The 26,231-nt window shown below is 67.0% G+C and carries 16 protein-coding genes and 1 tRNA gene; 6 read left to right on the top strand and 11 right to left on the bottom strand.

The window, feature by feature from the left end; all coding sequences use genetic code 11:
* The first annotated feature begins 157 nt into the window (after window positions 1-157).
* On the top strand, window positions 158-2,116 hold the full coding sequence (locus DFR29_RS04955) for a reprolysin-like metallopeptidase (RefSeq protein WP_133817454.1): 1,959 nt from the start codon (window positions 158-160) through the stop codon (window positions 2,114-2,116).
* Between the two features lie 118 nt (window positions 2,117-2,234).
* A complete protein-coding gene (locus tag DFR29_RS04950) occupies window positions 2,235-2,831 on the top strand; it encodes an acyl carrier protein phosphodiesterase (RefSeq protein ID WP_133817453.1) in 597 nt (198 codons plus the stop codon).
* A gap of 147 nt (window positions 2,832-2,978) precedes the next feature.
* Here the strand turns inward: DFR29_RS04950 and DFR29_RS04945 are convergent, their stop codons facing one another.
* Window positions 2,979-3,497, bottom strand: a complete 519-nt coding sequence (locus DFR29_RS04945; RefSeq protein ID WP_133817607.1) for a c-type cytochrome — start codon at window positions 3,495-3,497, stop codon at window positions 2,979-2,981.
* A 256-nt stretch (window positions 3,498-3,753) separates the two neighbouring features.
* On the opposite strand from DFR29_RS04945, the gene DFR29_RS04940 reads away from it, so the two are divergent.
* Window positions 3,754-3,830, top strand: a tRNA-Arg gene (locus DFR29_RS04940).
* Between the two features lie 363 nt (window positions 3,831-4,193).
* Here the strand turns inward: DFR29_RS04940 and DFR29_RS04935 are convergent.
* Complete coding sequence (locus DFR29_RS04935; protein ID WP_133817452.1) at window positions 4,194-4,850, bottom strand: hypothetical protein; 657 nt, start codon at window positions 4,848-4,850, stop codon at window positions 4,194-4,196.
* Between the two features lie 789 nt (window positions 4,851-5,639).
* Between DFR29_RS04935 and DFR29_RS04930 the strand changes: the two genes are divergently transcribed.
* From DFR29_RS04930 to DFR29_RS04920, 3 genes are all read left to right on the top strand, one after another.
* The gene (locus DFR29_RS04930; protein WP_133817451.1) at window positions 5,640-6,038 is read left to right on the top strand and encodes a hypothetical protein; all 399 of its coding nucleotides are present in this window, start codon (window positions 5,640-5,642) and stop codon (window positions 6,036-6,038) included.
* A gap of 509 nt (window positions 6,039-6,547) precedes the next feature.
* On the top strand, window positions 6,548-7,315 hold the full coding sequence (locus tag DFR29_RS04925; RefSeq protein ID WP_133817450.1) for a choice-of-anchor D domain-containing protein: 768 nt from the start codon (window positions 6,548-6,550) through the stop codon (window positions 7,313-7,315).
* 20 nt (window positions 7,316-7,335) lie between these two features.
* On the top strand, window positions 7,336-7,641 hold the full coding sequence (locus DFR29_RS04920; RefSeq protein WP_133817449.1) for a hypothetical protein: 306 nt from the start codon (window positions 7,336-7,338) through the stop codon (window positions 7,639-7,641).
* Window positions 7,642-7,782: 141 nt separating this feature from the next.
* On the opposite strand, the gene DFR29_RS04915 is transcribed toward DFR29_RS04920, so the two are convergent.
* The 9 genes from DFR29_RS04915 to recC form a co-directional block, all read right to left on the bottom strand.
* Window positions 7,783-8,388, bottom strand: coding sequence for a hypothetical protein (locus DFR29_RS04915; RefSeq protein WP_133817448.1), 606 nt, complete (start codon window positions 8,386-8,388; stop codon window positions 7,783-7,785).
* A 555-nt stretch (window positions 8,389-8,943) separates the two neighbouring features.
* Window positions 8,944-9,081: a hypothetical protein gene (locus tag DFR29_RS28995; protein ID WP_166653879.1), complete on the bottom strand. Its 138-nt coding sequence runs from the start codon at window positions 9,079-9,081 to the stop codon at window positions 8,944-8,946.
* Window positions 9,082-9,167: 86 nt separating this feature from the next.
* Window positions 9,168-10,655 (bottom strand): hypothetical protein, encoded by a 1,488-nt coding sequence (locus tag DFR29_RS04910; RefSeq protein WP_133817447.1) that lies wholly within the window; start codon window positions 10,653-10,655, stop codon window positions 9,168-9,170.
* An 85-nt stretch (window positions 10,656-10,740) separates the two neighbouring features.
* Entirely contained in the window at window positions 10,741-12,222 is a 1,482-nt protein-coding gene (locus DFR29_RS04905) for a hypothetical protein (protein ID WP_133817446.1), read from the bottom strand.
* Window positions 12,223-12,440: 218 nt separating this feature from the next.
* The gene (locus tag DFR29_RS04900; RefSeq protein WP_133817445.1) at window positions 12,441-15,410 is read right to left on the bottom strand and encodes a CHAT domain-containing protein; all 2,970 of its coding nucleotides are present in this window, start codon (window positions 15,408-15,410) and stop codon (window positions 12,441-12,443) included.
* A gap of 132 nt (window positions 15,411-15,542) precedes the next feature.
* The gene (locus tag DFR29_RS04895; RefSeq protein ID WP_133817444.1) at window positions 15,543-16,910 is read right to left on the bottom strand and encodes a trypsin-like serine protease; all 1,368 of its coding nucleotides are present in this window, start codon (window positions 16,908-16,910) and stop codon (window positions 15,543-15,545) included.
* 369 nt (window positions 16,911-17,279) lie between these two features.
* Window positions 17,280-19,094: an exodeoxyribonuclease V subunit alpha gene (gene recD / locus DFR29_RS04890; protein ID WP_133817443.1), complete on the bottom strand. Its 1,815-nt coding sequence runs from the start codon at window positions 19,092-19,094 to the stop codon at window positions 17,280-17,282.
* Window positions 19,091-22,651, bottom strand: coding sequence for a UvrD-helicase domain-containing protein (locus tag DFR29_RS04885; RefSeq protein WP_133817442.1), 3,561 nt, complete (start codon window positions 22,649-22,651; stop codon window positions 19,091-19,093). The genes recD and DFR29_RS04885 overlap by 4 nt, the downstream gene beginning before the upstream one ends.
* A complete protein-coding gene (gene recC, locus DFR29_RS04880; RefSeq protein WP_133817441.1) occupies window positions 22,644-26,048 on the bottom strand; it encodes an exodeoxyribonuclease V subunit gamma in 3,405 nt (1,134 codons plus the stop codon). Before recC ends, DFR29_RS04885 begins: the two co-directional genes overlap by 8 nt.
* Window positions 26,049-26,231: the final 183 nt, after the last annotated feature.

Here is a 26,231-nt window from a genome sequence, read left to right as displayed (position 1 = left end):
AATGGAGGTATGGGCGATATCTTCTGACACAGTTGCGCACACTCTTGCGTCTCTGAAGGAAATTGACCGCCGCACTCCGCCAGCGGGCGGATGCGACGAGCCGCGCCCATCGGCACAGTCGCCGCCTTCCGTACCGGTTTGCTGTTGGAGATAGCGCATGACGCGACCGCTTTTCACACCCGTGCTGGCCGCCGTGCTGCTGGGTGCTGCTGCCCTGCCCGCCGGTGCCGCCGAACTCTGGACCGATGCGCAGAGCCCAGTCGCGCTGGAGGCGAACGGACCGCAACCGCGCAGCTTCCGCAGCCTTCAGCTGGATACAGCGAGCGTGCGCGCCGCGCTCGACGCGGCAGTCGCGCAGGCCAGGCCGTTTGCATTGCCGCGCCCCGGGGGCGGCTATGCGCTGTTCGTGCTGGAAGATTCCGGCACCCTGCCCGCCGCGCTGGCCGCCAAGTTTCCGCAGCTGCGCAGCCTGCGCGGCAGCGACGGCAGCGGCAATCGCATACGCCTGGATCTGTCCGAACTGGGCCTGCAGGCCATGGTGTTCGATCACGACGGCAGCTGGGTGGTGGAACCGGCGCGCCTGGGCCAGGGCCGCGACTACCTGAGCTTCCAGCGCACCGACACACCGGCGGTGAAAAGCTTCCGCTGCGCCGTGCACGACCGCGACGAAACCCCGGAAGAATTCCGCAGCACCCACCCGCAGCCGGACACCGTCACCGGCACATCGCGCCGCGTGCTGCGCGCCGCCGTCGCCGCCACCGGCGAATACACCGCGTTCTTCGGCGGCACGGTCAGCGCCGGCATGGCTGCCGTCACGGCCACGGTGAACCGCGTCAACGAAGTCTACGGCAACGAGTTCAGCGTCACGCTGCAGCTGGTCGCCAACAACAACCTCCTCATCTATACCAACGGCACCACCGATCCGTATACCAACAACAACGGCTCGACCATGCTGGGGCAGAACCAGACCAACCTGACCTCGGTGATCGGCACGGCCAACTACGACATAGGCCATGTGCTGAGCACCAACGGCGGCGGCGTGGCCACGCTGAACTCGGTCTGCAACGACGGCAGCAAGGCGCGCGGCGTGACCGGCACCAGCAGCCCCACGGGCGATCCGTTCTGGATCGACTACGTCGCCCATGAAATGGGTCATCAGTTCGGCGGCTCGCATACCTTCAACAGCACCATCGACGCCTGCGGCGGCAACCGCACCGCCAGCTCCGCCTACGAGACCGGCAGCGGCTCGACCATCCAGGCCTATGCCGGCATCTGCGGCAGCGATGACCTGCAGCCCAATTCCGATCCCTACTTCCATGCCCGCAGCCTGGACCAGATGCAGACGCGCCTGAATGCCGTGCCCAGCTGCGGCACCAGCACCACCCAGCCCAGCGCTGCGCCGGTGATTCCGCCGATGACGACGAGCTATGCGATTCCCGCGCGCACGCCGTTCGAACTGGTCGCGCCGCAGGCCACCGACGCCGACAACGACACGCTGACCTACACCTGGGAGGAATACGACCTGGGTGCCTCGACAGCAATCAATGTGGATAACGGAACAAGTCCGATCATTCGCTCTTACACGCCGGTGAGCGGCCGCTCGCGCATCGTGCCGCGCCTGTCCAACCTGCTGGCCAACACCACGGCACCGGGCGAAATTCTGCCGACGCAGGATCGTACATCCATGGTGTTCCGCCTGACCGTGCGCGACAACCATGCGGGCGGCGGCCGCAGCAGCAGCGCCGACATGCCCGGCATCCGCGTTGTCGGTGCCGCTGGCCCGTTTGCGGTGACCGCACCGAATACCGCGCTGAGCTGGAATACCGGCGTCCCCAACAGCGTGACCTGGGACGTGGCCGGCACCACCGCCGCGCCGATCTCCTGCGCCAACGTCAGCATCAGCCTGTCCGCCAACGGCGGCCTTAGTTATCCGCTGGCCCTGCTCACCTCGACGCCGAACGACGGTCAGGCCAATGTGGTGATTCCCGCCGGTACGGCCACCGCCCAGGCGCGCGTACGGGTCAGCTGCCTGGGCAATATCTTTTTCGATATTTCCAATGTGAACTTTACCGTGGTCAATTCCAGCGACGCGATATTCAACGACGACTTCGAATAGGCATGCAGATTCGCGGCGGCACAACCGTTGCGCCGCCGTGCGTGCGGGTCGCGGCGAATTTTCCGCATGGATTCTGCGTAACACCGAATCCGAACGGGCCGGCAGATATGCTGCACGCATGAACATCCTGGCCCATGCCCTGCTGGCCGGCAGCAACGACGATGTCATCGTCGGCAGCCTGCTCGGCGATTTCGTTCACGGCCCCGTGCCGACCAGCCTCGCGCCGCACGTCGAACTCGGCGTGCGCCTGCATCGCGCCGTCGACAGCTATACCGACCGCCATGCGCAGGTCGCTGCCTTGCGCGTTCGCTTCGAACCGCCGTTCCGGCGCTATGCCGGCATCCTGCTCGACATCTGGTTCGATCATCTGCTGGCGCAGCACTTTGCGCACTGGAGCCGCGTGCCGCTGCACGACTATTCGACCCGGCTGCGCATGCTGCTGCATAGCCGCGAAGCCGAGTTGCCGGCGGAGATGCGGCGCTTTCTCGCCTATATGGACCTCAACGACCTGCCCGCAGGCTATGCGCAGCCCGCCACGATCGAACGCGCCATCCGGGGCGTAGGCACGCGCCTGAGCCGGGCCAACCCGCTGGACCAGTCCATGCCGGTGCTGCAGGCGCAGGCACCGGAACTGCAGCGCGGTTTCGAGGCCTTCTTTCCCGAGCTGTTGGCGTTTGCCCAGGACTGGCGCAGGGCTCAGGGCCTGGCGGAATAGCCAGCGGGCAAAAACGACGACACCGCCCGGAGGCGGTGTCGTGGCTAGCGGATCGATCCAACCTGGCAGCGCCGCACGCGCTGACCCTGCTGGCCGGGTCGCCGTATCCGCGCAAGATGCTTTACTGCATCTCGCGTTGCGGACCAGTTATTTGGTTTGTTCGATCATCCAGTGGACGGTGGCCTTGATCTGCTCGTCATTCAGCGAGGGATTGCCACCGCGGGCAGGCATCACACCCTTCTTGCCGGTAAAGCCCTCAGTCGCATGCTTGATCAGGGTATCGACGCCTTGGGCCAGGCGCGGCGCCCAGTCGGCCTTGTCGTCCAGCTTCGGTGCGCCGCTGATGCCGGCCTTGTGGCAGGCACCGCAGAGCTGGTCGTAGATCACCTTGCCGTCGGTCGTGCCGCCATAGGCAACCTGGGCGGCGGCGGCCTTCTTGCGGGCTTCCTCGGCCGCCAGCATGGCAGCACGGCCGGTGTCGCCGGCATAGGAATCGCCGACCGGGGCAATGCGCTCGGTCACCGCCTTGCCTGCATCCGGGCTTTTTGCCGCCGGGTGCTTGGCGTAGATATAGAGAGCCAGCAGGATGAAGGCCAGGGCCATCAGCGCCAGGACGCCAATCAGCATCGAGAAGCGCTTGAGAAATTCGAGGTCGGTCTTGGTAATCGGGCTGCTCACGGAACACCTTTCCTAGCGGCGGCTTGGCCGGAGAAGCTCCCGGCGCGGAAAAAAGACGGGCAAGTATAACGGCCGCCCCCCGCCCCTGGAAGCGCGGGGCTAGCCCGCTGCCCGGCCGGGCAGCTATGATGCGCGCCGGTCCTGCCCTTTGCGGCCAGCGGCCAGGCCTTGTGCCAGGCCGTTCCGCAGCCGTCGCCAGTGCCGGTACCAAGCCCCCTCGGGCCGTACCACCGCCTCACCCAACGCGCCCGTAGCTCAGCTGGATAGAGTACCGCCCTCCGAAGGCGGTGGTCGGGGGTTCGAATCCCTCCGGGCGCGCCATGAAATCAATGCCTTATCGAGCGCAGCCCTGGCCTTTTATTGGCTAGGCAGCAGCTAGGCAGCAGCATTTGAAGCCAACCAACGCGCGGCGCTTGTTCTGAGCGCAAGCCCGCTCCGGCGACAGCGCCTAGCAACCACGGAGCGGAATCGTTGCCTCCAGTTGCACCGTTTTGCCACGCCAGGCGACACGGTTGCACGGGAATTGAAATCTGATTTTGTGGAGAGATCCACAAACAGCGGGCATCTGACGATCCGCCGGCGGACGGGCAGCCGAGTCCGCGGCGAGCGTTTCCGTCATCGCGCCCAATCTGGCGCCTGTATCGACTGCAATACCCCGTCCTTGAAGTACAGGCGCAGCGGTGCCTAGAACGTGCCAGATCGGACGGGGAACAGTCTGCTGACGTCGAGCCCCTTGTCGCTTATGTAGCCCTGATAGAGCCTGAGCTCGTCAGCCGAGACACCGCGGCCTTCTATCGCGGGAGGTGCTACAACCGGCTTCGATACTTCCCAGACTTCATCATGCGCCAGGTTTACCTGGATCTGCAGGCCGATAGACAAGATTCTCAGCGCCGACACTGCCGACTGCAGCGTCGCTGCGTCGAGGTTCGCCAAATCGCCCCACCCGTCGACCAGCACCTTCATCTGTTCCGTCATTGCCAGCGTATCGCATGTAGATTTGACCGCAGCCGGATCAAGCTCGAGCGCTTTGTCGATGAGTCGTTCCGCAACAGGGAGCCCGAGCAGACGAACCGTACTAACGATGGTGGGCCAGTTCGCAGCCTGGTGCGCACCTCCAGCCCGGGCGATGCTCGCAAGCAAATGCCTGAGTCCAATTGTCCGCGCTTGCACGGTACTAATTTCCGCTCGAACCAGAACCGCAAAAATCCGCGAACGGTCAGCTCGCTGCGCATCCTGCTCTGTTCGGGCTTTACGAGCGAGCCACAGGGCGATACCGCACGCCGTGATCGTGCCTAGTGCGGCAAACCCGTCCGCCAAGCTACCCCAATCGAAACCTGCCATACCGCCCCCAACGGTAGTTGCTGTCGAGCAATGTATACCATGAGCGGGCGCAGACGGTGCCTGGCGGGCGCCGGCGCTAGTGCGGCGCTTAGCGATATCGCTCCGGCAGCGCGCGTTTCGCCAACCTCACAAGCATCATAGCGCGGAGGGTGTGCGAAAGTTTCATTGTGGAAGGAGTGGCGCGGTGGGAGGATTCGGTCTTGAGCAACAGAGCGTTTGCGAGAGAGAGAACCCCAGATAACAAACCACAGCGAGGGCATTGCCATGCGCATAGAGATTATGCGTTTTTCGGGAAGTCGCAGGGGAGGGACAGCCACGTTGCGAGTGTCAGGAGAAAAGCCAGATTCTCGACTTGTCCCGCATCCGCTCTTCGTGTGCGAAGTAGGCTTTACTATCTCAAAACAGGGCTCTTCCAAGGTTTCCGAAGACGCCGAGGCGCTCCAGGTATACGATGCTGGGAACAACGTCGTGGGCTATGCAGTTTTCCACTTTGGGCCGTACACGATTCCGGAAGGAATGACGGATCTTCCACATCCTAGCGAGTATCGGCCCGCGGCGGCTCGCGCCATGGCGCACATGGCATACCTAAGCGAGATCGGTGGCGACCCTAGCAAGGTGCCAGCGCTGATGATTTTCCCCGAGTAGCAGCAAGTGCGCGAAAGGCCATCCCCTACTGCCTGGCCCGGGCGATCCAGCTCGTTATGTGAGGCTAGGCCCCATCGCGGCCCTGGCCACAGCGCCGCAACCCCAATACATTCCAGCGCACACCCGCTGTCACCAGGACACGCCATGAATGCACGTATCCAGGCAAACGAACGGCCGCCAAGATTCAGCAACGCAGTCGTGCACGTGACCGATGGAGAAGTTTGGTCGATCGAGCACCAGCAGGCCCCGAGGTTTGAAGTCGGGCGCGCAACGCCTGACCTGGCTCAGCGCATATACGAGGCCGAGGAGCGTCTTTTCGTTGCTGCGAACTCCGGCGATGCCGCGCGCGCAGCGGCGGCCCAAGCGGCGTACGAGGAGCTTTGCGCGCAAGCCGTGTGGCTCATCACCAGCGACCCCATGGCGGCCGTTGCACACCTTGCCGATGGAAGGATGGAGCCGATTAGCTGGATGGCAGAGCAAGCAATTTATAGCGTTTTGACAGCCGACGAACGCGAGGCTTGGACGGGCAAAAAGGACGAATAGCCAGCGCAAGGGGGTGGTGTTTCACCCCCCCCCTTTTGCCGATATGGGAATTCCCGTATCGGCCTGGCCAAGGGGTCGGCGGATAACCGCCCCCTCCCCGACATCGGAATTCCGATATCGGTGCAGCTAGCGTTGTCCGGTTTGTAACCGAAAAACCCCCACAGGAGTCGCGACGCTGAATTGCGTTACGAAACAGCGGGCTCAGTTTTGAGCCAAGCGATGCGTCGCCGGGCCGGCCGCGCTGCAGCGGATCGGTGCATCAGCGCGGGCACTGCGCGCGCCGGAATCTTATTCAAGTTACGTCCACTGCCGCCCGGCGTGGTGGGAGTCCGATCCACGCAGCCGGGCAATGCCTTCACGGAAGCCAGCGCAAGACCGACGGTCGTCGAACGATCCATCGAAAGATCCATGGCAGTAAACCTGCTCGTTCGTCGTTCAAGTGAGCAGGCGCCCTTTCTGCAGAACAGGGCAACATATCTACCGATCGCCAGTCCGCCAGGTGCTTGCCTATGAAACGTCTGCTGTTGGGAATGCTGTTTTTGTGCGGTTCTGCCAGAGCTGATCTCGTTGTGTCGCCCGAGGAGCTGGACTTCCAGGTCCAGGCCATCCTGTCGGTGAGCGAGCCGAGGACGACGACAGTCACGAATACTGGTAACGAGGCAGTGACGATTGTCGCCATCGCGACTGTCCTGCCGCCCATCAACGTCTTCCGGCGCACCGGCGGCAGCTGTGGAGCAGCGCCCTTTACCCTTGCGCCACAGGCAACCTGCACGATCTTGTACACGTTCTCGCCAAGCAGCACCCGTATCTACTACGAGAGGATCAGAATGACGCTGGCCGGAGGTGGCAGCGTCGAGTTTGCGCTGCGGGGTGAAGGGGACACTGGACGTCTGGAAATGACACCGACAACGCTTGATTTCGGTCCGACACCCGTCGGCACGGTGGGTCTGCAGATGTCGGTCCTCATCGAGAACGTTCGGCGCGTCCCTCTCCGCATCAGGTCCTTCGTGCCGACCAATGTGCCGGCCGCCAGCGCCTTCGTCATTACCGCCGGCAGCTGTGCCGTGCCACCTTTCCTGTTCCCTGCCAATTCCTCCTGCACGCTGTCGTACACCTTCGTCCCGACCCGGGAAGGTCAGTTGACGACGGACATCGAGATTCGCACCGAGGGTTTCGGGGGGGGCTTCTTCTCCTACACGCTCACTGGCACCGGCACGCCGGAGCTTGCCCTGTTTGAAGACGGATTCGAGGAACCAGAGCCCGCACCGTTCGAGTAAGCGCGTGTAGGTCGGGCGGCGTGTCGGGTCGAGCTGCGGAACTGTTGCTGGTCGGCCCTGACCGCCAGCCGGCCTCAGTGTCGAGCTCCGGCGCAATTTTGCGCACGCTGATTCGCAACGCAATTTTGCGCCGTGAAACCTTCTGCAAATTTGCAGAAGGTGCGTCGGCTTGGCCGAGACTGGTCGGAATAATTTCCGGAATAATTTTCGCGTTTTTTGTCGTGGCGGCCGACACGGAGAAGTCGCATTTCAAATGCCGGTTTTTCTGGTATTTGGCCGCGGGCGAAAACTACCGGGTTTCCGGTAGTTCGATTCCTCAGATCTGAGGAACGGCGGGCGCAATTTTGTGCCCCCACGGGATCAACGACTTGCGCTGCACGCTGGCCGTCCTGCTGCGGCAGAGCGCTGCTCAACGCGACGGGCTTGCTCGGCTGTTGGGAGCAGATAGGATTGGATTTCGTCGGCGGTCATGGATAGCTACGTTCGCCCGAAGCGGCTGGCGATGAAGCGGTCTGCTGCGGCAAATGTCCGGGCCGGGCGCCATCGAGTTGGAGAAGGATGGACTCGTCGCCTTCGACGATATCGAACACGCCGGTGGCGCGGTCGTATACCTCGGCAGCGAGCAGCCGGATCTCGTGCCGTCCAACGCGGATACAAGCCTCGATGACGGCATTCGGACCATTCTGGCGAAGGATGGCTGTGGTGGCCGGGCCCACGGGCAGCTCGGCGAGTTCGCGCGTTCGGAAGATGCTGCCGGGTTCTTCGTTACCGGGTTCTGCTGCTTTGTCGATCTCCACCAGATACAGGCCGTAGTACCCGCTGCCGTCGTCCAGCTGCGACAGCAAGCGTGCCTGCGCTCCGTTGCGCAGCTGAACCTCGATGTGGGTCAGCTGAAGGAATGGGACGGAGGGATGTGTCCAGACGGCCGGTCCGCACTCGACTTGCCACCTGGCTTCTGCTTCGTTCCAGATACGGGCTTGCTGACCTTCGCTCAGCGCCATTTCGGTGCCGAACCAGCGGACGATGTCCTGGCTGTCGAGGTAGGACAGCGCGTGGATTGCGGATGGTTTCATGCCCAGTTCTATCGCATAAGCGCCTTGTTCTTGTCGACCCCGATCTTGTCGATACCGGCAATAGTGGTCGGCTGCCACAATTGGCCGGCAACGGTTCGGTTGACAGAACCCGCGCAGGCGATGGCAACTGTGGACAAAGTTTCTGTCAACAGAAACCGACCTATCCCGCGACTTCGTCAACTCGGCTAGGCCTCACGGATTTCCGTGACGCCAAGGGTCGCGTTTCAAACGCGAACCTTTCCAGCACCAGGGCCGGCCTGCTGCCAATAGTGGCTTTCTGCCACAGTTGAATCGGATCAGCGACTTGGGCCGCGCATCGGCTGGCCTGCTGAGGCCTCTGCGAATTCGCAGACCCCGCCTATGCCGGCGTAGTGGCGATGGGGTCCACCGGCTGGACGTCATCGGATTGGCCTGCCGCGGGCGCCGTGTCGGTACCGCCCACCACAGCGAACTTCGGGCGCGACAGCTCTGGCGGCGCCGGGTTGCTGCGGGCAGCTATGGCCCTGAGGATCGCCGAGTCCGGGAAGTCATGCTTTGCCATGTCCGCGGCGAAGGTCAGCAGCTGAAACCTCTGCCCACCGTGTAATACGGAAACAGCAATACCTGGCCGGTGCCGCGCGGGTTGAGGTACATCGCCTGGGCCGGCAGCGCGGTCGCCTGGGCCAGCAGCAAGGGACGCAGCAGGCACTTCATTCACGGCACTCCCATTTCGCAACGGCGACGACGGCCCGCATCTTCGCCCGAACTCGCTCATCCGCAGGTTCAAGCCGGCATCCGCATCACGGGCAGGAAAGAAGATCATTCTGTTCATTGATGCATTTTGTTGTCGGCATCAAAGGCAGGGCGTAGGCATAGTTGGCCAGCACGCCGGGCAACACGTTGCCGTTGACGTATTTGATGGCCTCGAAACCGATCAGCGGCAAACCGCGCACGCGGGTGCCGTGCAGATCGGGGCGCGGCAGGCGCGGCGTGCCGTCGTTGCGTTTGGCGAAGCTCAGGATCGCGCGGCCGCTGTCGAGGGCAGGCTGCGGATTCCACACTTTCACGCCCAGGTGCGAACCGAGTACCGGCGTCGCGCCGCTTGCCGGTGTCGGACCGAAATACACGACGTCGGTGCTGCGGCATAGCGAGAATTCCGGCAACTCACCCGGATTGTTGCCGCCAGCGAGCGGCGTATCCGGCGCAAACGCGACGGGATTGCCTTCCCGGTCATAGGCGGAGGCCTCGAAACGCGAGCAGGAACCGCCCGGCCGCGCAGCGCCGAAGATTTCCTCGTAGGGTTCGTCGCCGGGCCGGGTCGTGTTCAAGGGTTCGCCCAGGGGCTGGTTGTCGGTGTATAGCCACTTGCTCGGCGCGGTCAGCACCCATTCGCTGAAACTTCCGGTGCTGGCATCGCGGGTGATGTCGGCCTGCAGGGAGTCGGCCGCGAGCAATGCCGAGAATGCGTCGTAGCCATTGTTCGGCGAAAAATTTCTGTAGCGCAGGTTCAGTAAGCGTCCGCCGCTGAATACGTCGGCGTGCACGACACCCGGCGTGCCGCTGTTACCCCACATCAGATACCTCGGCAGCGACGTGGTGTCGGAATAGAGAGCTCTCTTGGAAAAGTCATCGACCGCCGTGGCGCTGCCACCAAACAAAGTACCTTGCGCCACGTCGACGATGGCGAAATGACCGGCAAGGCCGCCACCAGGAACGGTAAGGCTCGGATTCGACGGATCGATAGCGCGCACGACATGGCATTGGCGCGGCCCGTCGGTATCGACGGCCGCTGCCAGAGCACCACTGAGCTGAGCCAGCTCGAACACGGCGACATAGCCTTCCCGCGTGCGCGCCAGATCGGTGGGACCGGTGTCCTCGTTGTCGTCGACATAGGCGAAGTCGCGCATGCTGACCCGCCAGGCGTCAGCACCCGCCGGATCCCACTCTTGCCGGCTCGGCGCGGTACAGCTGTCGTCGCGCGTCAGCACGAAGGCGGCCGAGCTGTCGCTGTCGCTGCCCACCACGCCGCTCCAACTGTCGTACGGGCCGAGAAAAATGAAGAAGTCCATTACTTCGCGCCCCGCGTGGCCTTCGCGGAATTCGATCTTCAACGACTTTGCTCGCGCCGTCGTATTCACCAGGTTGACCAGCGTGGTCTGCCCCGCGTTAGCGGTGTAGTAAGGAAACATCAGCACCTGGCCGGTGCCTTTCGGATTGAGGTACATGGCCTGGACCGGCAACGCGGCCACGAATGCGAGCAACAGCGACGAATGCAACAACGGTTTCATTTCGGTACTTCCAGATCGCCGGAACACGCGTTGCGATCGTCGTGACGAAAAGCGTGTGCCGCGGGCCGGCCGCGGCACCGATGAATCAAGGGCAGGCAATCGCCGTTCCCTGCGCATTCGTACACACGGTGCGCTTGTCGCTGAGCGGCAGCAGATAGGCCTGGCCCGACAGGCTGCCAGGCAGCACGTTGTCGCTGGTGTACTTGTAGGCAGCAAAGCCGATCAATGGCATGCCACGTAGCGTGAGGTTGCTGTCCATCGACGGGCGCAGCAGCCGCGGCGTACCGTCGTTGCGGCGCGAGAAATCCAGCTGCACGCGGCCAGCGCTGAACGAGGGCTGCGGATTCCACACTTTCACACCCAGGCGCGAATGCAGCAGCGGTGTGGCGCCGGCTGTCAGCGTGTCGCCGAAATGCAGCACGTTGGTGACCCGGCACAGCGAGAACGGCGGCAAGGCCTGCGCCGCACTGCGCGCGGGCGCCGCGGCCGGGTCCGGATTCAGCACGATAGGCCGGCCTTCCTCGTCCCGCGCACTGGCGGCAAAGCGCGAGCAGGAGCCGCCGCTATGCGTCTCGCCGAAGGTCTCCTCGAACGGGGATATAGCCCCCGGATCGCCCAGGCCGACGCCAACGATCTGGTTGTCGGTATAGAACGGCTTGGTCGGCAGCGTGACCACCCATTCGGTGAAACTTCCCGCAGCAGCATCGGATGCGATATCGGCCTGCAGCGAATCGGCGGCCAGCAGCGCAGAAACCGCATCGATGGCGTTGTTCGGCGCTACGGTCGAGTAAGCGAGCCGGCTCGTGCGGCCTTCGACGGGAATATCGGCAAAGACGACACCGGGCTCGCTGTTGCCCTGCTGCAGCGTGGCCGACACGCCAAGATCGTTCACGAGGACGAAGCTGCTGAAATCTTCGATCGCCGTGGCGCTGCCGCCGAGCAGGGTTCCCGCGGCGACATCGGCGATCGCGAAGTGTCCGGAAAGCCCGCCTCCGGGCGGCAACAGATCGGGACTGGACGGATCGATGAAGGTCAGCACGGCGCATTGGCGCGTCACCGCGGCCGTTGCGAGACTGCCGCTCAGCTCGGCCATCTCGATCACCTCGACATAGCCTTCGCGTGTGCGCGCAGGCAGTCGCGGGCCACTATCGTTGTTGTCGTCGATGAAGGCATAAGGCCGCATATCGACAGACCAGCCACCACCGGGCAGCGGACGATCCCAGTCCGGCTTGTCCGGTGCCGTACAGGTGGTGTCGCGTGTCGACAGTGTCGCCGGCAGCTTGTCGCCCGTACCGCCGATGGACCCGACCCAGCTGTCGTGCGGACTGAGCGAAATCCAGAAGTCCAGCACTTCGCGTGCATTGTTCGCTTCGTGGATGGAAATGCGCATCAGCTTGCTGGTGTTTTTCGTATTCGTGACGCTGATCAGCGTGGTCTGACCGTCCTGGGCGGTGTAGTACGGAAACAGCAGTACCTGGCCCGTGCCCTGTGGGTTGATATACATGGCCTGTGCCGGCAGCAGCGCAGAAAGGCCCAGCAAGGCGAGCGCACAAATTCCTTTTTTCATCGCAGTACTCCGTTGGGGTTCTGCCTTAGAAGACGGCGCGTGCGCCGCTTTCCCCCAAGCGAAAAGCGCAGTCGCGCAATGCGTTAAGAAGATGCAAATCCACACCGCGTCCGGCATGCCGCACTGGTGCGGCATATTCCGGCGACGCAGGAACAGGCCGCCGCCAAAGCGGTCGGCCGGAAACATGAAGACCGCGTTTACCGACGGCCGCGCCTTCTTCAGTGCTGCAGATGGATCATCGACGCCCAGTAGAACGGATGCCGGAACAGCCGGCTTTGCATCAGGCGCAGTTGCGCCGCGCGCAGAGCGACGGCCGGGCCGGCCGCAGGCGCGCGCGCCAGTTCGCTGTAGAACACGGGCACCCACAACGCGCCGGCACCGTCGCTGACTTTCCACAGGCCGGCGACGACGTGGGCCAGCCCGGCACTGGACAGGGCTGCGGCAAAGCTCGCGCTGCTGCCGGAACTGCCGCCCAGCTCGCAGGCATTCAGCACCAGCAGCTCGGCCTGCAGCGGCCGGCCGACCAGGTCGATCCAGCCGATGAACTCGGGCGCAGCGCCGAACCAGAGGCCGGAATAGCCCTGCCGGCCGGAGCGCAAAGTTCCATGTGCTGCAATGTGTACCCATTGCCCCGCGCCGTCCAGCGCCTGGCGCAGGCTGTGGCGGTCCAGTGGCGCCTCGGAGAAACGGGGCGACAAGGCCGGCGGCAGGGATAGCTGCAGCAGTCGCGGCTCCTGCTCGGCACCGGCGAGCATCGGCAGCTCCTTACGCGCGGCTTCGCCCAGCGATGCGGTCAGCACACGTATGCGCTCGGGCTCGGCCAGGCCGGACCTGCCCGCCGCGGAACTGAGGAAACTGCTGGCGGCCTGCTCGACCAGGAAGAAATCGTCGCCGGGCCAGCGCAGCGCCGCCAGCGGAATGGCGGCGAGGGATTCGTCAGCCATCAGCAGCAGGCGGCTGGCCGGCCGCGGCAGCTGGCTGGGCAGGAAAGCCTGGCTGAACGTCGCCGCATCGCGCTCGATCCGGTTCAGCGGCGTGTGCGGGTCGCCGATGCTCGCCTGCAGTGCCGTCAGGCTGCTGCGGATCTGCGCCGTCGCGGCCAGCTCGTGGCTGGCCACCTGACCGCGCGAGATGCTCAGCGCAATTGCCTGCTGCGAGCCCAGCGCCACGGCCAGCAGCAGCTCGCCATCGGCCAGTGTGGCCTGCGCCTGCGCCAGGTCGATCACCGCAGCCTGCAGCGGCGGCGGCTGGTTTGCACCGGATGCATACAAAGTCAACAGTGCTTTTTGTGCCAATAGTTCCGCCGGCGGCTGCTCGCTGTCGGGCAGCAGTTCGGCGGCCAGCGCGCGATCGGCCTGCAGCACGGCGTCTTCGTTGGCCTGGCCGGTAGTACCGGTTCCACGCAGCAGCGGTGCCGACTGGGTCGACTGCAGCATCTGCCACAGCGCCGCCGGCGCAGGCCGCTGCGCCGGCGGCAGGGCGGCATAGGCATCGACCCAGGCGCGGCGCAAGTCCAGCAGGCGTCGCGCCGCAATCTGGCGCAAGGCCGGCGCACGGCTGGCCGTGGCGATCTGGCGCAGTTCGGCCACGGCATTGTCGAGCAGGGCCAGCGCCTGCGGCGCGCGCTGCGTGGCGACAAGCAGGCTCGCGCGCAGGCGGTCGCGCTGCAGCTGGGCGGCAACGCCCATGCCCTGGGCCGGCAGGCGTGCCAGGGCCTGTTCCGTTGCGGTCCAGTCCTGCTGGGCCAGGGCACGTTGCGCAGCGGCCAGGTCGAGCATCTGGCGCAGATAGGCCGGTACGCTGCCGTGCTGCCGCAGACGCTCGTCCAGCAGTGACTGGGCCGCCGGCCTGAGGTCTACCGTGCTGGCAAAGGCAGCTGCCTCGATTTCCGCCAGCGGGCGCTCGGCCTTGGTCAGCAGGCGCTGCGACTCGGCCAGCGCCGATTGGCGCAGATCTACTTCGCCACGCGCGTCAGCCAGGCGCGCCTGCAGCAGATAGGCAATGCCCAGCCTGTCGCGGGCCTGTGCCTCGGTCAGGCGGCGAATGGCCGAGGCGACGAAATCGCTGGCCTCGTCCAGGCTGCCCATCTGGAAATACAGTTCGGCCGCGCGCAGATAGGCGTTGCCCTGCCAGCGCTTGTCGCTGACCTGGTCGAATACGGCAATGGCCTGGCGCAGTGCAGCGACAGCGTCGTCGATCTGTCCGGCCTCGGTGGACAGGCGCGCGCGCAGGTAGAACAGGCGTCCCCGCACCAGCGGCGACAGCCGGGCGGGATCGATCGCATCTACCGCACGCAGGGCAGACGCGACTTCCCGCTGCTTGCCGTTTTCGGCGGCGAAGGCAGCGATGAGATACCAGGCATTGGCCGCTTCGTTGGTTTCGCCCAGGCTCTGATACAGGGCCGGCAATTCCTGCATGCAGCGCCAGGCCTGGTCGATACGCCCCAGGTATTGCAGGGCCAGGCAGATCTGGCCGCCGGCACGCGCCAGGTAGTAGCCGCTGCTGCTGGCCAGCGCCAGTTCGCGCGATTGCTGGCTCACCCGCAGTGCTTCGCGGTACTTCGCGCGCCGCATCGACTGCTCGCCCAGGCCGAGCAACGCAGCCGCCTGGCGAGGACCGTCCTGCAGCCGCCGCCACAGTTCGGCTGCCTCGCGGTAGAGCGGTGCCGAGTCTTCCGGCTTGTTGTCGCGCGACGCGGCGTAGGCGCGGGCGTGCGTGGCCAGTGCCCGGCACAGCAGGCTGGAAGCCATGGCGGGCGAGGCGCTGCCGGCGGCGTTCGCCGCAGCCACGCAGGCAGGCAGGGCGACAGCGGCAGCGTCCGGCGCGCAGTCCAGTTGCACGGCGGCAGTGGCGCTGACATTACCGCCGACTGCCTTGAGCTGCAGCGTGCGGGTACCGTCCAGTGCCAGCGCCAGCAGGCCCAGTCGCGGCGGCCGCGCCGCGATGGACTGGAACGCCTCGTCGCCGAGCCAGCGCCATTCCAGATCGCGGCCCTGTTCGTCGATGCGCAGCAGGGCCGGCGTGCCCGCTGCCGGCTGCAGCTCCAGGGCCACGCTGGCGCCGGCGGCCAGCGTCACGCGATTGCGCAGCGGCATGGCGTCGACGCAGCGCAAGCCTATCGACGCCGTTGCTGCCGTTGCCGGCAGCAGCGCCACCAGGCCGAGGATAAAGTGCACAACGCGGCGCATGCTCGGTCCTCGCAATCTTCCGGTTTGTCGCTCTGGTCGTCGCCAGGATACGGCAATAAACCGATCGCCAGCACGGCGATCGGCAAACGCATCTGTCGCGTTTCCGGGCAGCTTGACCCGCGCTGCGCAGGCTCAGTTTTCGTAGCCGTCCGATTCGTCGTCCTGGTCGTCGTCGCCGGGATAGGGCAAGGGTTCCTCGACCAGTTCGGAGCACTGCCGACTGTTCCATTCCATTGCGTCGCAGCCGCCACTGACTTCGCCGATCGCCTCTATGCTGGGCTTGGCGTGCGAGCTGGTGGGCAGGAATACCTCGATATGCAGGAAACTGTCCGCGCTGATGGTGCTGCCGGTATCGGCGCGCTGGAACACGTAGAACTCCGTGCCGTTATAGGCCGCGTCGGCATGGCTGGACCCGGCCGCCACGGTGCCGACCAGGCAATGGGTCACGCCGGGCAGGATCGGGTACGGCGTCAGCGCGACGCGCCAGCGGATACGCTCGGCGCCGCAGCGGCGGATCTCCAGCCAGCGCGTACCGCTGCCGTCGAGCACGATGTCGGCCCGGTCGTTGACCCGCAGCACAGTGCCGGTGCCGCTGGCATTGCCCATGGTGTAGCTCTTTCCATCGAGATCACTGGCAGCAACGTAGCTGAGGCAGCAATGCTGGTTGCGCAGGCAGAACAGGCGCGGATCGACGGTCGTCGTCTGCATCTGCACGCGTGCGGCCGCTTCCTGCATGGTGTGTGTGCCCATGACCTTGCGAATCCACTCGTGGTCGGCCGCGCCGATGCGGATATAGCGCGCCACTTCCTGGTTCGGCCCTACGCCGTCGAGCTGGGTGCTGTGCCCGCGCCAGCGCGACGAGTGGATGCCGACGACAACCCGCACCAGGCTGGGCGTCGTGCGGATCATGTACACCGGCGCGCCGCTGTCGTCCTTGCGCGCCATGCCGTCGGGCGGCTGTGCCGCCGCATTGCTGATCGCGGCGCCGCGACCTGCGCTGTCGCCCTTGTAGGACAGGCTGGCATAGCGCACATGACGGTCTTCACGGCCGTGGTCGTCGGCGCCGAAGCCAGCCATGAACAGTTCGCTGTCCGGCACTTCCTGCTGGCCGTCATCGTTGAGTACTGCAGCCTGGTAGCCGGCGTTCATATCGCTGTGCAGCTCCACCAGCAGCAGCTCGTCGGCAGCACCGCCGCGGCTGCCGGCCTGGCTGGGCCAGGGCTGCTGGCCCAGTTCGCAGGATTCGCCGCTGCGCCAGTACACCGCCTTGGCTCGCACGGTCTGGCGGCTGCCGGAATCCTGCACACGCACGATGTCCTGCCGCAGCCGGAACAGATGGCTCGCCGTCAGCGCCCAGCGCGGCGACAGCAGCACGGCGCTGCCGAGTACCACGCTGGTTCCCGCCAGCAGGCGCACGGCGGACGGAAAAAAACCATAGCGGTCGACCACTCCGTTCGAGACCGCCATCTCGATGGTGAGAGGAAATGTCTTTGCAGCCACGGCTAACCCCCTTGGATTCCCAGACGAGTTCCCGCCGGCCGGTACGGCGGCGGGCTTCAGGCAGCGCCGGCCCGGGCCTGCCGATGACCGGCAGGACCACGACAGCGCCACTCCATACCGACCGGGACAGCGCCCCGGCCGTTACGAACGCAGGCAGCAACGTGCGAGGATGCCTCCGCCACGACAAGTGCCGCAGCCGTCCCCAGGCGTATCGTTGTGCTGTGCAACCCAGGCAGTGTGGTGCCGGCGCTCGCAGCGATCCAGAGTGTCGCCAGCGGCGTCGCTATCTCACCTGTCCACCGCCACTGTTGCGACCGCCCGTGGCGGACCGGCGCATTTCATTTTGCACAAATAAAACTTGTAAAACTTTCAGAAAAGCTCGAACTGGTCCGGCGGCGCCGGGCCGTCGCGCAGTTTCGCCGCCAGGCCGCCGGCGCGGCGTATCGGCCTGGCCAGCGCCGCCGCCAGCACCGACGGCAATGCCCAGATCTGCAGACGCTGTTTGGCCCGCGACACACCGGTATACAGCAGCTGGCGCGACAGGATGCGCTGCTCGGGATCGGGCGGCAGCAGCACGGCGGCCTCGGCGTACTCGGAACCCTGGCTCTTGTGTACGGTGACTGCGAATGCGCCCTCGTGCAGGGGCAGGCGGTCGGGCGCGAGCCAGCGCGCCGTGGCCTGGCCCGCCGCGTCGACGGTTTCGAACCAGACGCGCAGGCTGCCGTCCGCATCGGCCAGGCACAGGCCGATGTCGCCGTTGAACAGGCGCAGGGCGTAGTCGTTGCGCGTGATCATCACCGCGCGGCCGGGATACCACAGCGCCTCGGCTGCCACCTGCCAGTGCCGGCGCAGCTGCGCTTCGATCGCCGCATTGGCGGCCAGCGCACCGAAGGCATCTTCGCGCAGTGCGCACAGCAGCTGGCGCTGGGACAGCCGGCGCAGCGCGGCCAGCGCCGCCGACGCCGCATCGCCCGCATCGGCATCGTCGCCGGCAATGCCGCTGCCGGCCAGTTGCAGCGCCCACTGCTGCAGCGCCGCCGCCAGCACCGCCGCATCGCCGACAGGCCGCAGCAGGGCACGCTGCGGCGCGGCGGCCAGGGCGGCGTCCAGCTCCGCCGCGTCACCGCTGCGCACCGCTTCGTTGACCCGTACCAGTTCGCGCTCGGCGCGAAAACTGTGCTGCAGCCGCACCAGCTCGGCCGCCCGCTGCGGCTCCAGCGCGGCAACCAGATCCATCAGGGTAGAACCCGCCGCGACCGAGGTCAGCTGGTCGGCATCGCCCACCAGGATCAGCCGCGCCTGCGGCCGCAGGGCGTCGAGCAGGGCGCGCAGCAGGGCCAGGTCGACCATCGAGGCTTCGTCGACCACGACGATGTCGGCCGCCAGCGGCCGGCGCCGGTTGCGCGTGAATACATTGCGGCGAGGATCGTAGCCCAGCAGCCGGTGCAGGGTCGGTGCCTCGGCGTCGGCAATGCCGGCCAGCGCCGCACTCCATTCCTCGCCCAGGGCGTGCTCGCCTTGGGACAATTGCATTTTTCCCTGACGCAGCGATTGCAGCAGGCGCTGGGCCGCCTTGCCGGTAGGCGCGGCAACCTGTATCAGCAGGCGCTGCGGCTGCACGCGCTGCAGCAGCAACAGCATGCGCAGCACGGTAGTGGTCTTGCCCGTGCCCGGCCCACCGGTGAGCACGAACAGCCGGCGCCCGGCCACGCCGGCGACGGCCATGCGCTGGGCCTGTACGCGGCGTGTGCGATCGCCGCCGAACAGTGCGTCGACGGCGGCCTTGACCGCGGCGCCGTCGACCGGGTCGGCCGCACTGCGGCGCTGGCGCAGGCAGGCCGCGATCGCGGTCTCGTCGGCGTGGTTGCGCCACAGCGCGAAGCGGTCGTCCGCATCCAGCACGAACGGCGTGCGCCGGCTGCCGTCGCCAACCAGCGGCTGCTGGCGCAAAGCCGCCAGTGCCGCGTCGGACAGCCGCGCCATGCCGTGCCGGCCCGCGTCTTCGCCGCGCAGCGGCAGCGCCGCATCGCCCAGGCCATCGGCCAGGCTGGCCCAGGCAGCGACGGCGGCCAGTTCGGCCGAACCGCCGTGGGCACGTACCCAGTGCGCCAGCGCGCGGTCCAGCGGCCGCCAGACTTCGGCGGCGCTGTCGTCAAGGTCGCGGCGGAAGCGGTAGCTGCTCATGCGGAAACATCCCTGTCGGCAAATACCGCATCGACTGCGTCGAGCAGGGCCGGCGCGAAACGATGCCGCCAGATACCGGCCTGCGGCCCCAGGCCGACAGCGCGCACGAACAGATAGATGCTTTCGCCCAGATGCTGCTCGCGCCGGTAGTGCGGCAGGCGCTGGCGCAGGTAGCGTTCCAGCGCGACCGTATACAGCAGGGCCTGGAACGGATAGTGGTGCTCGTGCATCGCTGCCTGCAGCGCGGCCGGGGCATAGTCGGCAATACGGTCGCCGAGGTAGTTGGTCTTGTAGTCGAGTACGTGGAAGCGCTGATCGTGCTCGACGATCAGATCGATCTTGCCGCTCATCAGGCCGCTGACAACCGTGGCCGGCAACTGCGGCGGCAGCAGTTCGGCCGCGCCCAGGCGCGTGCAGGCCTCGCGCAGGCGGCGCAGCGACACGCCGTCGAGGCTGAACTGGAAACCCATTTCCGCACGCTGGCGCCGCGCTGGCAGCGCGCCCAGCCGCAGCCCCGGCAGGATCGGCGTATCCAGCGTGCGCTGCACCAGCTCGGCCAGTTCAGCGACCACGACCGGCGCCGGCATGGCCTCATGCCGCACGGCGTATTCGCGCAGGCTGCGTTCGATCAGTGCGGCCTGGGCTGCCAGCGGCTCGTCCGCGTGACGCTGCTCGAACAGCATATGTACGGCGTTGCCGAACTGCGGCCCGCGCAGCGCTGCCAGCGCCAGGATGCGCGCGTCCGCCGGCTGTTCCGCGGCACTGTCCACATCGCTGATTTCTACATTCTGTTCCAGCAACGGACCTTCATCGTCGGCCGCCGCGGCTTCCTGGTCCTCGCGCCGGGCCGCGACCAGGGAAGTGAAGCTGTAGGTGTGTTCGAACAGTGGTTTCGGCGGCTCGCGCCGGGCGCTCAGCGTGGCCGGGCCGAGCAATGCCGCGGCGTAATGCGCCGGGGCGAAGTTCCAGTCGTCGTCCAGCCAGCCCAGTTGCGCCAGCTGCGGCGGGCCGCCGTGCTGCTGCAGGCGCGCGACCGTGGCATCCAGCGCCGAGCGGTCCGGATCGGCCAGCGGCGCCGCGCCGCTGCGCCCATCACGCGGCCGGTCCGGCGGCAGCAGGTAGACATGGCAGGCATGCTCGGCCCGGGTCAGCGCGACGTACAGCACGCGGAAGCGTTCTTCCTGGTCTTCGGCGCGTACTTCGCGCAGGGCATGCTCGCGCCCTTCGCGCAGCAGCTCGGCCAGGCGCCGGCCGCTGGACGGATCGAATACCAGCGGCAGATCGGGTTCGCGCCCGCCGTGGTCCCACATCAGCGGCAGGAACACGAGGGGGAATTCCAGCCCCTTGCTCGCATGCAGGGTCAGCAGGCGCACGCGCTGCGCATCGGATTCCAGGCGCAGCTGCTGTTCGTCGGCGGCCTCGCCCTGGTCCGGCGATTCACGCTGCGCGTGCAGCCACGCCAGCAGCTGTTCGCTGCCGGCCAGCTGGTCGGCCTGCTGCTGCAGCAGTTCGCCCAGGTGACGCAGGTCGGTCAGGGCGCGTTCGCGCTGGTCGGTCTGCGGCAGGCGCGCGACCAGCGCATCGGCCAGTGCCAGCACCACCGCCAGCACGCCGTGCCGCTGCCACTCGCGCCTCAGCGTTTCGAAGCGCAGGCGTTCGCGCTGCCAGGCTTCCGCATCGTTGTGCAGCGCGCGCAGCTGCTGGAAATCCTGCGCGCCGAAGCGCGTGGCCAGCGCCGCCAGCACCGCGCCATCGTCCTGGTAGCGGTCTACCGCGTACAGCACGATCTGCAGCTCGCGCGCGAGCTCGCCCTGGAACACGCTGCGCTTGCCCGCGCCGACGCAGGGCACGCCGTGCGCCCGCAGCAGCTGGCGCAACTGTTCCACTTGTGAATTCTTCGGCAGCAGCACGGCGATGTCGCCCGGCTGCAGCAGACGCTCGCCAATGCGCCGGCCGGATTGCAGCAGCCCGGCAATCTGCGCCGCACAGGCATCCAGCGCACGTGCCCGGCGCGCGTCGGCCTTGAGCGGAGCGTCGCTGCAATAGTGGAAGGCCAGCGCCGCCTGCTCGATCTCGCCGTCGGCGCGGCGGTACGGCGTGGCGTCGCGGCCGGCGGCCTTGACCGGTACATAGGCGATCGGATGCGCCTCGTCCACGCTCAGGGCCGGGCCGGCCGCGGCATACCAGGCATTCATCGCCGCGACATAGGCCTGCGAAGAACGCCGGTTGGTATCCAGTCGCAGCGTTTCCTGCGCCGTTGCCGCAGCCTGCAGATAGGTGTGGATGTCGCCGCCGCGGAAGCGATAGATCGCCTGCTTGGGGTCGCCGATCATGACCAGACGGCCGCGCGGACTGCCGTCGCCCTGGCGGTAGATCGCATCGAGAATGCCGTATTGCTGCGCGTCGGTATCCTGGAACTCGTCCACCAGCGCCACCGGCCATTGCTGCGCCAGGCGCCGCGCCAGGTTCGATTCCGCATCACGCAGTGCCGCCGCGGCGCCTTCGATCAGCATATTGAAGGTCAGCCGCGCCTGCGCCAGCAGGCGTTCGCGGCGGCGCTGCAGCAGGCGTTCGCGATAGCGCTCCAGCGCCGCAGCCTTGCTCGCGGCGCCACGGCTGTCGCGGCGCTGCAAGGCCTCGAACAACTGTTGCAGCTGCTGCACAGCCTGTTCGCGGCCGGGATGCTTGGCCTTGAGCTGCGAGTCCAGCGCAAGCGCGTGCATGCCGATCGAATCGGCATCGAACGCGTGCTGCTGGCCGGCTTCGCAGGCGGCGACGAACCTGCCCAGCGCAGTGAGCAATTTCGAATTGCTCAATCTGAACAGGCCCGGCTCCGCCACGAGCTGCTGTGCCAGTACGTACAGCTGCTGCCATTCCTGCGCCGACAGCGGCTGGGCCGGCGTCACCGTGCGCACGCCGACGCCCGGTGCCAGCACGCTGCGCAAGGCATCGCGCAGTGCATCGCGCGTACCCGCTGCCCACAGCGCATCGCCTTCGGCCAGCGGCTCGCTGCCCTGCATCAGCTCGCGCCAGAGATCGTCGACCAGCAGTTCCAGCACCGGCCCTTCGGCGATCACTTCGCCGGCCGCGAAAGCACTGCCGCTCTCGACCGGGAAGTCCGCCAGGATTCGCCGGCACAAGCTGTGCAACGTGCCTATCGGCGCCAGGTCCAGTTCGGCCTGGGCCAGGCGCAGGCGCAGCAGGTCGGCACGCGCCTGCACCGTGCCCGGCCAGCGTTGCCGCAGCCAGGCCAGGTCGTCGGCCGCGTCCGCGGCCAGTTCCACCAGGGGATTTTGCAAATAAGCCTCGGCCACCTGCTGCGCCCAGGCCAGGCGCGCGCGCACGCGTTCGCGCAATTCCTGCGCCGCCGCCTCGGTAAACGTGCTGACCACGATCTCCCGCGGCCCCCGCGGCGTTTCGCCTTCCAGCAGCAGGCGCAGGTAGAGCACGGCAATGGTCCAGGTCTTGCCGGTGCCAGCGCTGGCCTCGATCAGGCTGCGGCCGGCGCTGTGCAGAGCGAGTTCGCGCCAGTGCGCGACGCGGCGCGCTTCAGTCATGGCCGCTAGCCAGGTCGATCAGCGCCCAGATCTGCTGCGCCGTGGCCTTCAGGCTATACAGCGCGTCCGAGCCGGGTTCCAGCACATGGCCCTCGGCCAGCAGGCGCGCATAGCCCGGCGCGTAGTCGCGTTCGCCCGTATGCCGCTCGCCGCCCTGCCAGACCGAAACAATCCGCTCGTCGGCGGCCTCGCCGACCGCGGCCCAGCTGGTGCGCGGGAAATACCACGACGGCTGCTGCTGTGCGGTTACATACAATTCCACTAGTCCACCCACGCGCCGGCGCAGCGCGGCTTCCAGCGGCTGCAGCGCTGCCGCATCGCCGTGTTCGACTGCTGCGGCAATACGCTGCGCAAAGGCGTTCAGGCCAGCCTGCCAGGGTGCCGTCTCGCTGCCCAGCAACAGCAGCAGTTGCAGCGGTCGCGGCTGCGGCCACTGCTGCAGCAAATGCAGCGCCCATTCCAGGAACAGCGGCACGCGCACGCCGAAATCCAGTTCCGCCTCTTTTTTCTGCGGCAACAGATCGAACAGCCAGTCGCACCGGCCGCTGCGGTACAGGCGCGTCAGCTCGCCCTGTACGCGCACGCCGTCCAGCACCAGGTCCACGGCCTGGGCCAGGCGCCGGGGCGTACCGGCGCGGAACAGTTCCGCCTGCGCGGCGGCAGCCAGCAATTCGTCGACCTGGGCATGCTGCATTTTCCAGGCGCGCTCGCCGGCACGCCCCGGTGGCCACAGCCCGCCATGGCGCAGCCAGTCCGGCGGCTGCGGCGACAAGTGGAAATGTTCCGCCGCGATGCTGTCGTGGAACAGCCGCGGCGCAATCCGGTCCAGGCGCTGGAACTGCGGCTGCAGCGGTTCGCTTTCGGCCAGGCGGTCGTCTTCCAGCGCGTCCAGGCGCAGGCCCAGCTGGTGTACCAGAATCTGTTCGGCCGGACGGCGGAAATACGCCAGCAGGCTGGCCAGGGAAACACTGCCGATGGCTGCCGGCGCCACGGCCGCCGCAGCGCCGAGGAAGGGCGGCGGCGGCGTGCCGCCTTCGCCCAGCAGGCCGATCAGATCGGCACGATACGAGAACAGCGCCGCATCGCTGCCGTCGAAATAGCGCGCATCGAACGGCTGCAGGGGATGCCGCACCAGCCAGGGACGCAGCGGTTCGCCCTCGCCCGTGGCCGCGGCCTGGTCCAGCACAGCCATCAGCTCGGCCAGGGTCGCGCCGGGATTGCGCGGCTTGCCGTCGCGCACGCCTTCGCCAATGAAACTCAGGTGCAGCTGTTCGCGCGCCGCCATGATGGTTTCGAGGAACAGATAGCGATCGTCGCTGCGCACGTCGCGGTCGCCCAGGCGCCGGTGCAGCGCCATCAGGTCCAGCCCCGCATCGGCGCCGGCGCGGGGGAATTCGCCGTCGTTGAGGCCCAGCACGGCCACCACGCGGAACGGGATCGCGCGTTGCGGCACCATGCCGCAGACCGTCATGCCGCCCATCAGGAAACGCTGCCGCTCCGACAGTGCCAGCAGGCGTTCGCGCAGCACTTCGCGCACGACGCTGAAATCGATGTCCGCATCGACCTGGGCATCGGCCGCTTCGCCGGCCAGGCTGCGCAGCAGGCGGCGCAGCTCGTCCAGCGCCGCGGCCGCGTCGTGGTCGCCGTAAGCGGCGCGGAACAGCGTGTCGACGATGGCTTCGAAGCGCCGCGACCAGGCACTCAGGCTGCGCGAGCGCTGCGCGTCGCGGTAGATCAGCGCCAGCATCTGCAGCAGGCGGTCCAGCGCGCCCAGCACTTCGGCCTGCACGCCGTGCACGCCTTCCACCGGTACGACAACGCTGCCGTCGGGCAAGACCAGCGAACTGGCTTCTTCCTCGTCGCCGGCACCGAGTACATAACCGGCGAGCAGCCGGTCCATGCCCCAGGCGAAGGTGTGTTCGTCGATGGCCGGTACGCCCACGTCGGCGCGGAACTGCGCGTCCAGCGCCCAGGCGATGCGGCTGCGTGCTATCCAGTTTTCCAGCAGGCGCACGCCGCTGCCGTCCAGGCCCAGCGCGACGGCGATTTCCGGCACGCCGAGCAGGTCCAGCACCTGCGGCGCGCTCAGCCGCGTCTGCGGCAGTTCCAGCAAGGTGGCAAACGCCGCCAGCAGCGGATGCGCCTTGACCACCGGCACGTCGGCCAGGTGATAAGGCAATAGACCCTGCTGCCGCCCGGCTTCGCCGAAAACCGCGGCCAGCAGCGGCACATAGGCCTGGATGTCCGGCGCCATCACCACGATGTCGGACGGCTTCAGCGCGGGGTTTTCCTCGCGCGCGCGCAGCAGCGCATCGCGCAGCACTTCCAGTTCGCGCAGGCGGGTATGGCAGGCATGTACGCGCAGGCTGCGGTCGGCGCGCGCATCGTCGGATGCAGCGAGCAGGGCCGGACTGAGCTGGCGGATGCTTTCCTGCAGCCGCGCCAGCCGCGGTGCCTGCGGCGGCAGCACGGTTTCCTCGTCTTCGCCGTGGCGGATGTCCACCGCTACGCCGTCGGCATTGGCCAGCTCCAGCATGAAGTGCTGGCCCTGGCGGCCCCAGTCGGCCAGCAGCGGATGGCCCAGCTCGAAGAACTGCTGCTCGGATTCGGCCGAGAACGCGCCGTGCTGCACCAGTTCGCGCAGGTAGTGCCGCTCGGGCTTGAGCCCGGCCCAGTACTCGCGGCACGGGTCGGGTACGTACAGCACCACCGGCCGCTGCCGCGCCACGGCGCACAAGGTGGCGAATTCGCTCGGCGCCAGATGCGAGACGCCGAACACATGCAGCGGCTCGTGCGGCAAAGTTCCTTCAGATACTTTGTCCAATTGCAGCATCAGCGCGTTCAGGCGTTCGCCGCGATGGGGCTGGCCGATCTGCTGGCGCAGGCGCCGCCACAGCGGGGCGAGAAAGCTGGGCTGCGGAATCTTGTCCTGGCCGGCCGCCCAGGCCGCCAGCCAGTCGGGCCGGTAGGCGATGTAGCGCGCATAGATCGCCGCCAAGCGGTCGGCCAGCTGGAAGCGCCGGCGCGGCACGTCCAGCCCTTCCAGGTAATGGCGCACCTGGGCATCGTCGACCTCGGGCAGCAGTTCGTAGAGGCGCCAGCGCAAGGCTTCGCGCCGATACGGCTTCAATGCGACGGCGGTCTCGCCCAGGACGGCCTGGGCCAGCTGGTCCAGCCAGGCGCTGGGCAGCTGGATGTCCAGGTTCGCCGCCACGCCGCCCGCACCGCGCGCCCGCGCCACGGCGCGCGACAGCCACTGGCGGATGCCCGGGTGCGCGGCGATCACGCTATACGGCGCCAGTGCGTCCTGCGGCGGCGCGGCATCCATCAGACCCAGCAGCGGCGGCAGCAGGGCCTCCAGGCGGCTGGCACGATAGACGACGATTCCCTGCTGCATGTGGCGGCGCTGCTCCAGTTGCGGCGCCAGAGCCTAGCGCATGCGCCGCGGCGATGGCGCATAAGTGCCGGCGGCGACGCGGCAAAGACGCCCCGGCGCAGCCGCCCGGACACCTGGCGGCGGCAACCGGCAGCAGGCGACGGCCGCGTCATCGCAGGCACCGGTCAATCGCCCGCCGCAACC

It is taken from the genome of Tahibacter aquaticus, assembly GCF_004363655.1.
Taxonomy (GTDB): domain Bacteria; phylum Pseudomonadota; class Gammaproteobacteria; order Xanthomonadales; family Rhodanobacteraceae; genus Tahibacter; species Tahibacter aquaticus.
This window is presented reverse-complemented; position numbering and strand designations above follow the sequence as displayed.

Coding starts and splice junctions, on each gene's coding strand:
- DFR29_RS04885 (WP_133817442.1), bottom strand. CDS start 22,651: ATGACTGAAGCGCGCCGCGTCGCGCACTGGCGCGAACTCGCTCTGCAC.
- DFR29_RS04905 (WP_133817446.1), bottom strand. CDS start 12,222: ATGAAAAAAGGAATTTGTGCGCTCGCCTTGCTGGGCCTTTCTGCGCTG.
- recD (WP_133817443.1), bottom strand. CDS start 19,094: ATGAGCAGCTACCGCTTCCGCCGCGACCTTGACGACAGCGCCGCCGAA.
- DFR29_RS04950 (WP_133817453.1), top strand. CDS start 2,235: ATGAACATCCTGGCCCATGCCCTGCTGGCCGGCAGCAACGACGATGTC.
- DFR29_RS04955 (WP_133817454.1), top strand. CDS start 158: ATGACGCGACCGCTTTTCACACCCGTGCTGGCCGCCGTGCTGCTGGGT.
- DFR29_RS04915 (WP_133817448.1), bottom strand. CDS start 8,388: ATGAAACCATCCGCAATCCACGCGCTGTCCTACCTCGACAGCCAGGAC.
- DFR29_RS04935 (WP_133817452.1), bottom strand. CDS start 4,850: ATGGCAGGTTTCGATTGGGGTAGCTTGGCGGACGGGTTTGCCGCACTA.
- DFR29_RS04910 (WP_133817447.1), bottom strand. CDS start 10,655: ATGAAACCGTTGTTGCATTCGTCGCTGTTGCTCGCATTCGTGGCCGCG.
- DFR29_RS28995 (WP_166653879.1), bottom strand. CDS start 9,081: ATGAAGTGCCTGCTGCGTCCCTTGCTGCTGGCCCAGGCGACCGCGCTG.
- DFR29_RS04900 (WP_133817445.1), bottom strand. CDS start 15,410: ATGCGCCGCGTTGTGCACTTTATCCTCGGCCTGGTGGCGCTGCTGCCG.
- recC (WP_133817441.1), bottom strand. CDS start 26,048: ATGCAGCAGGGAATCGTCGTCTATCGTGCCAGCCGCCTGGAGGCCCTG.
- DFR29_RS04930 (WP_133817451.1), top strand. CDS start 5,640: ATGAATGCACGTATCCAGGCAAACGAACGGCCGCCAAGATTCAGCAAC.
- DFR29_RS04925 (WP_133817450.1), top strand. CDS start 6,548: ATGAAACGTCTGCTGTTGGGAATGCTGTTTTTGTGCGGTTCTGCCAGA.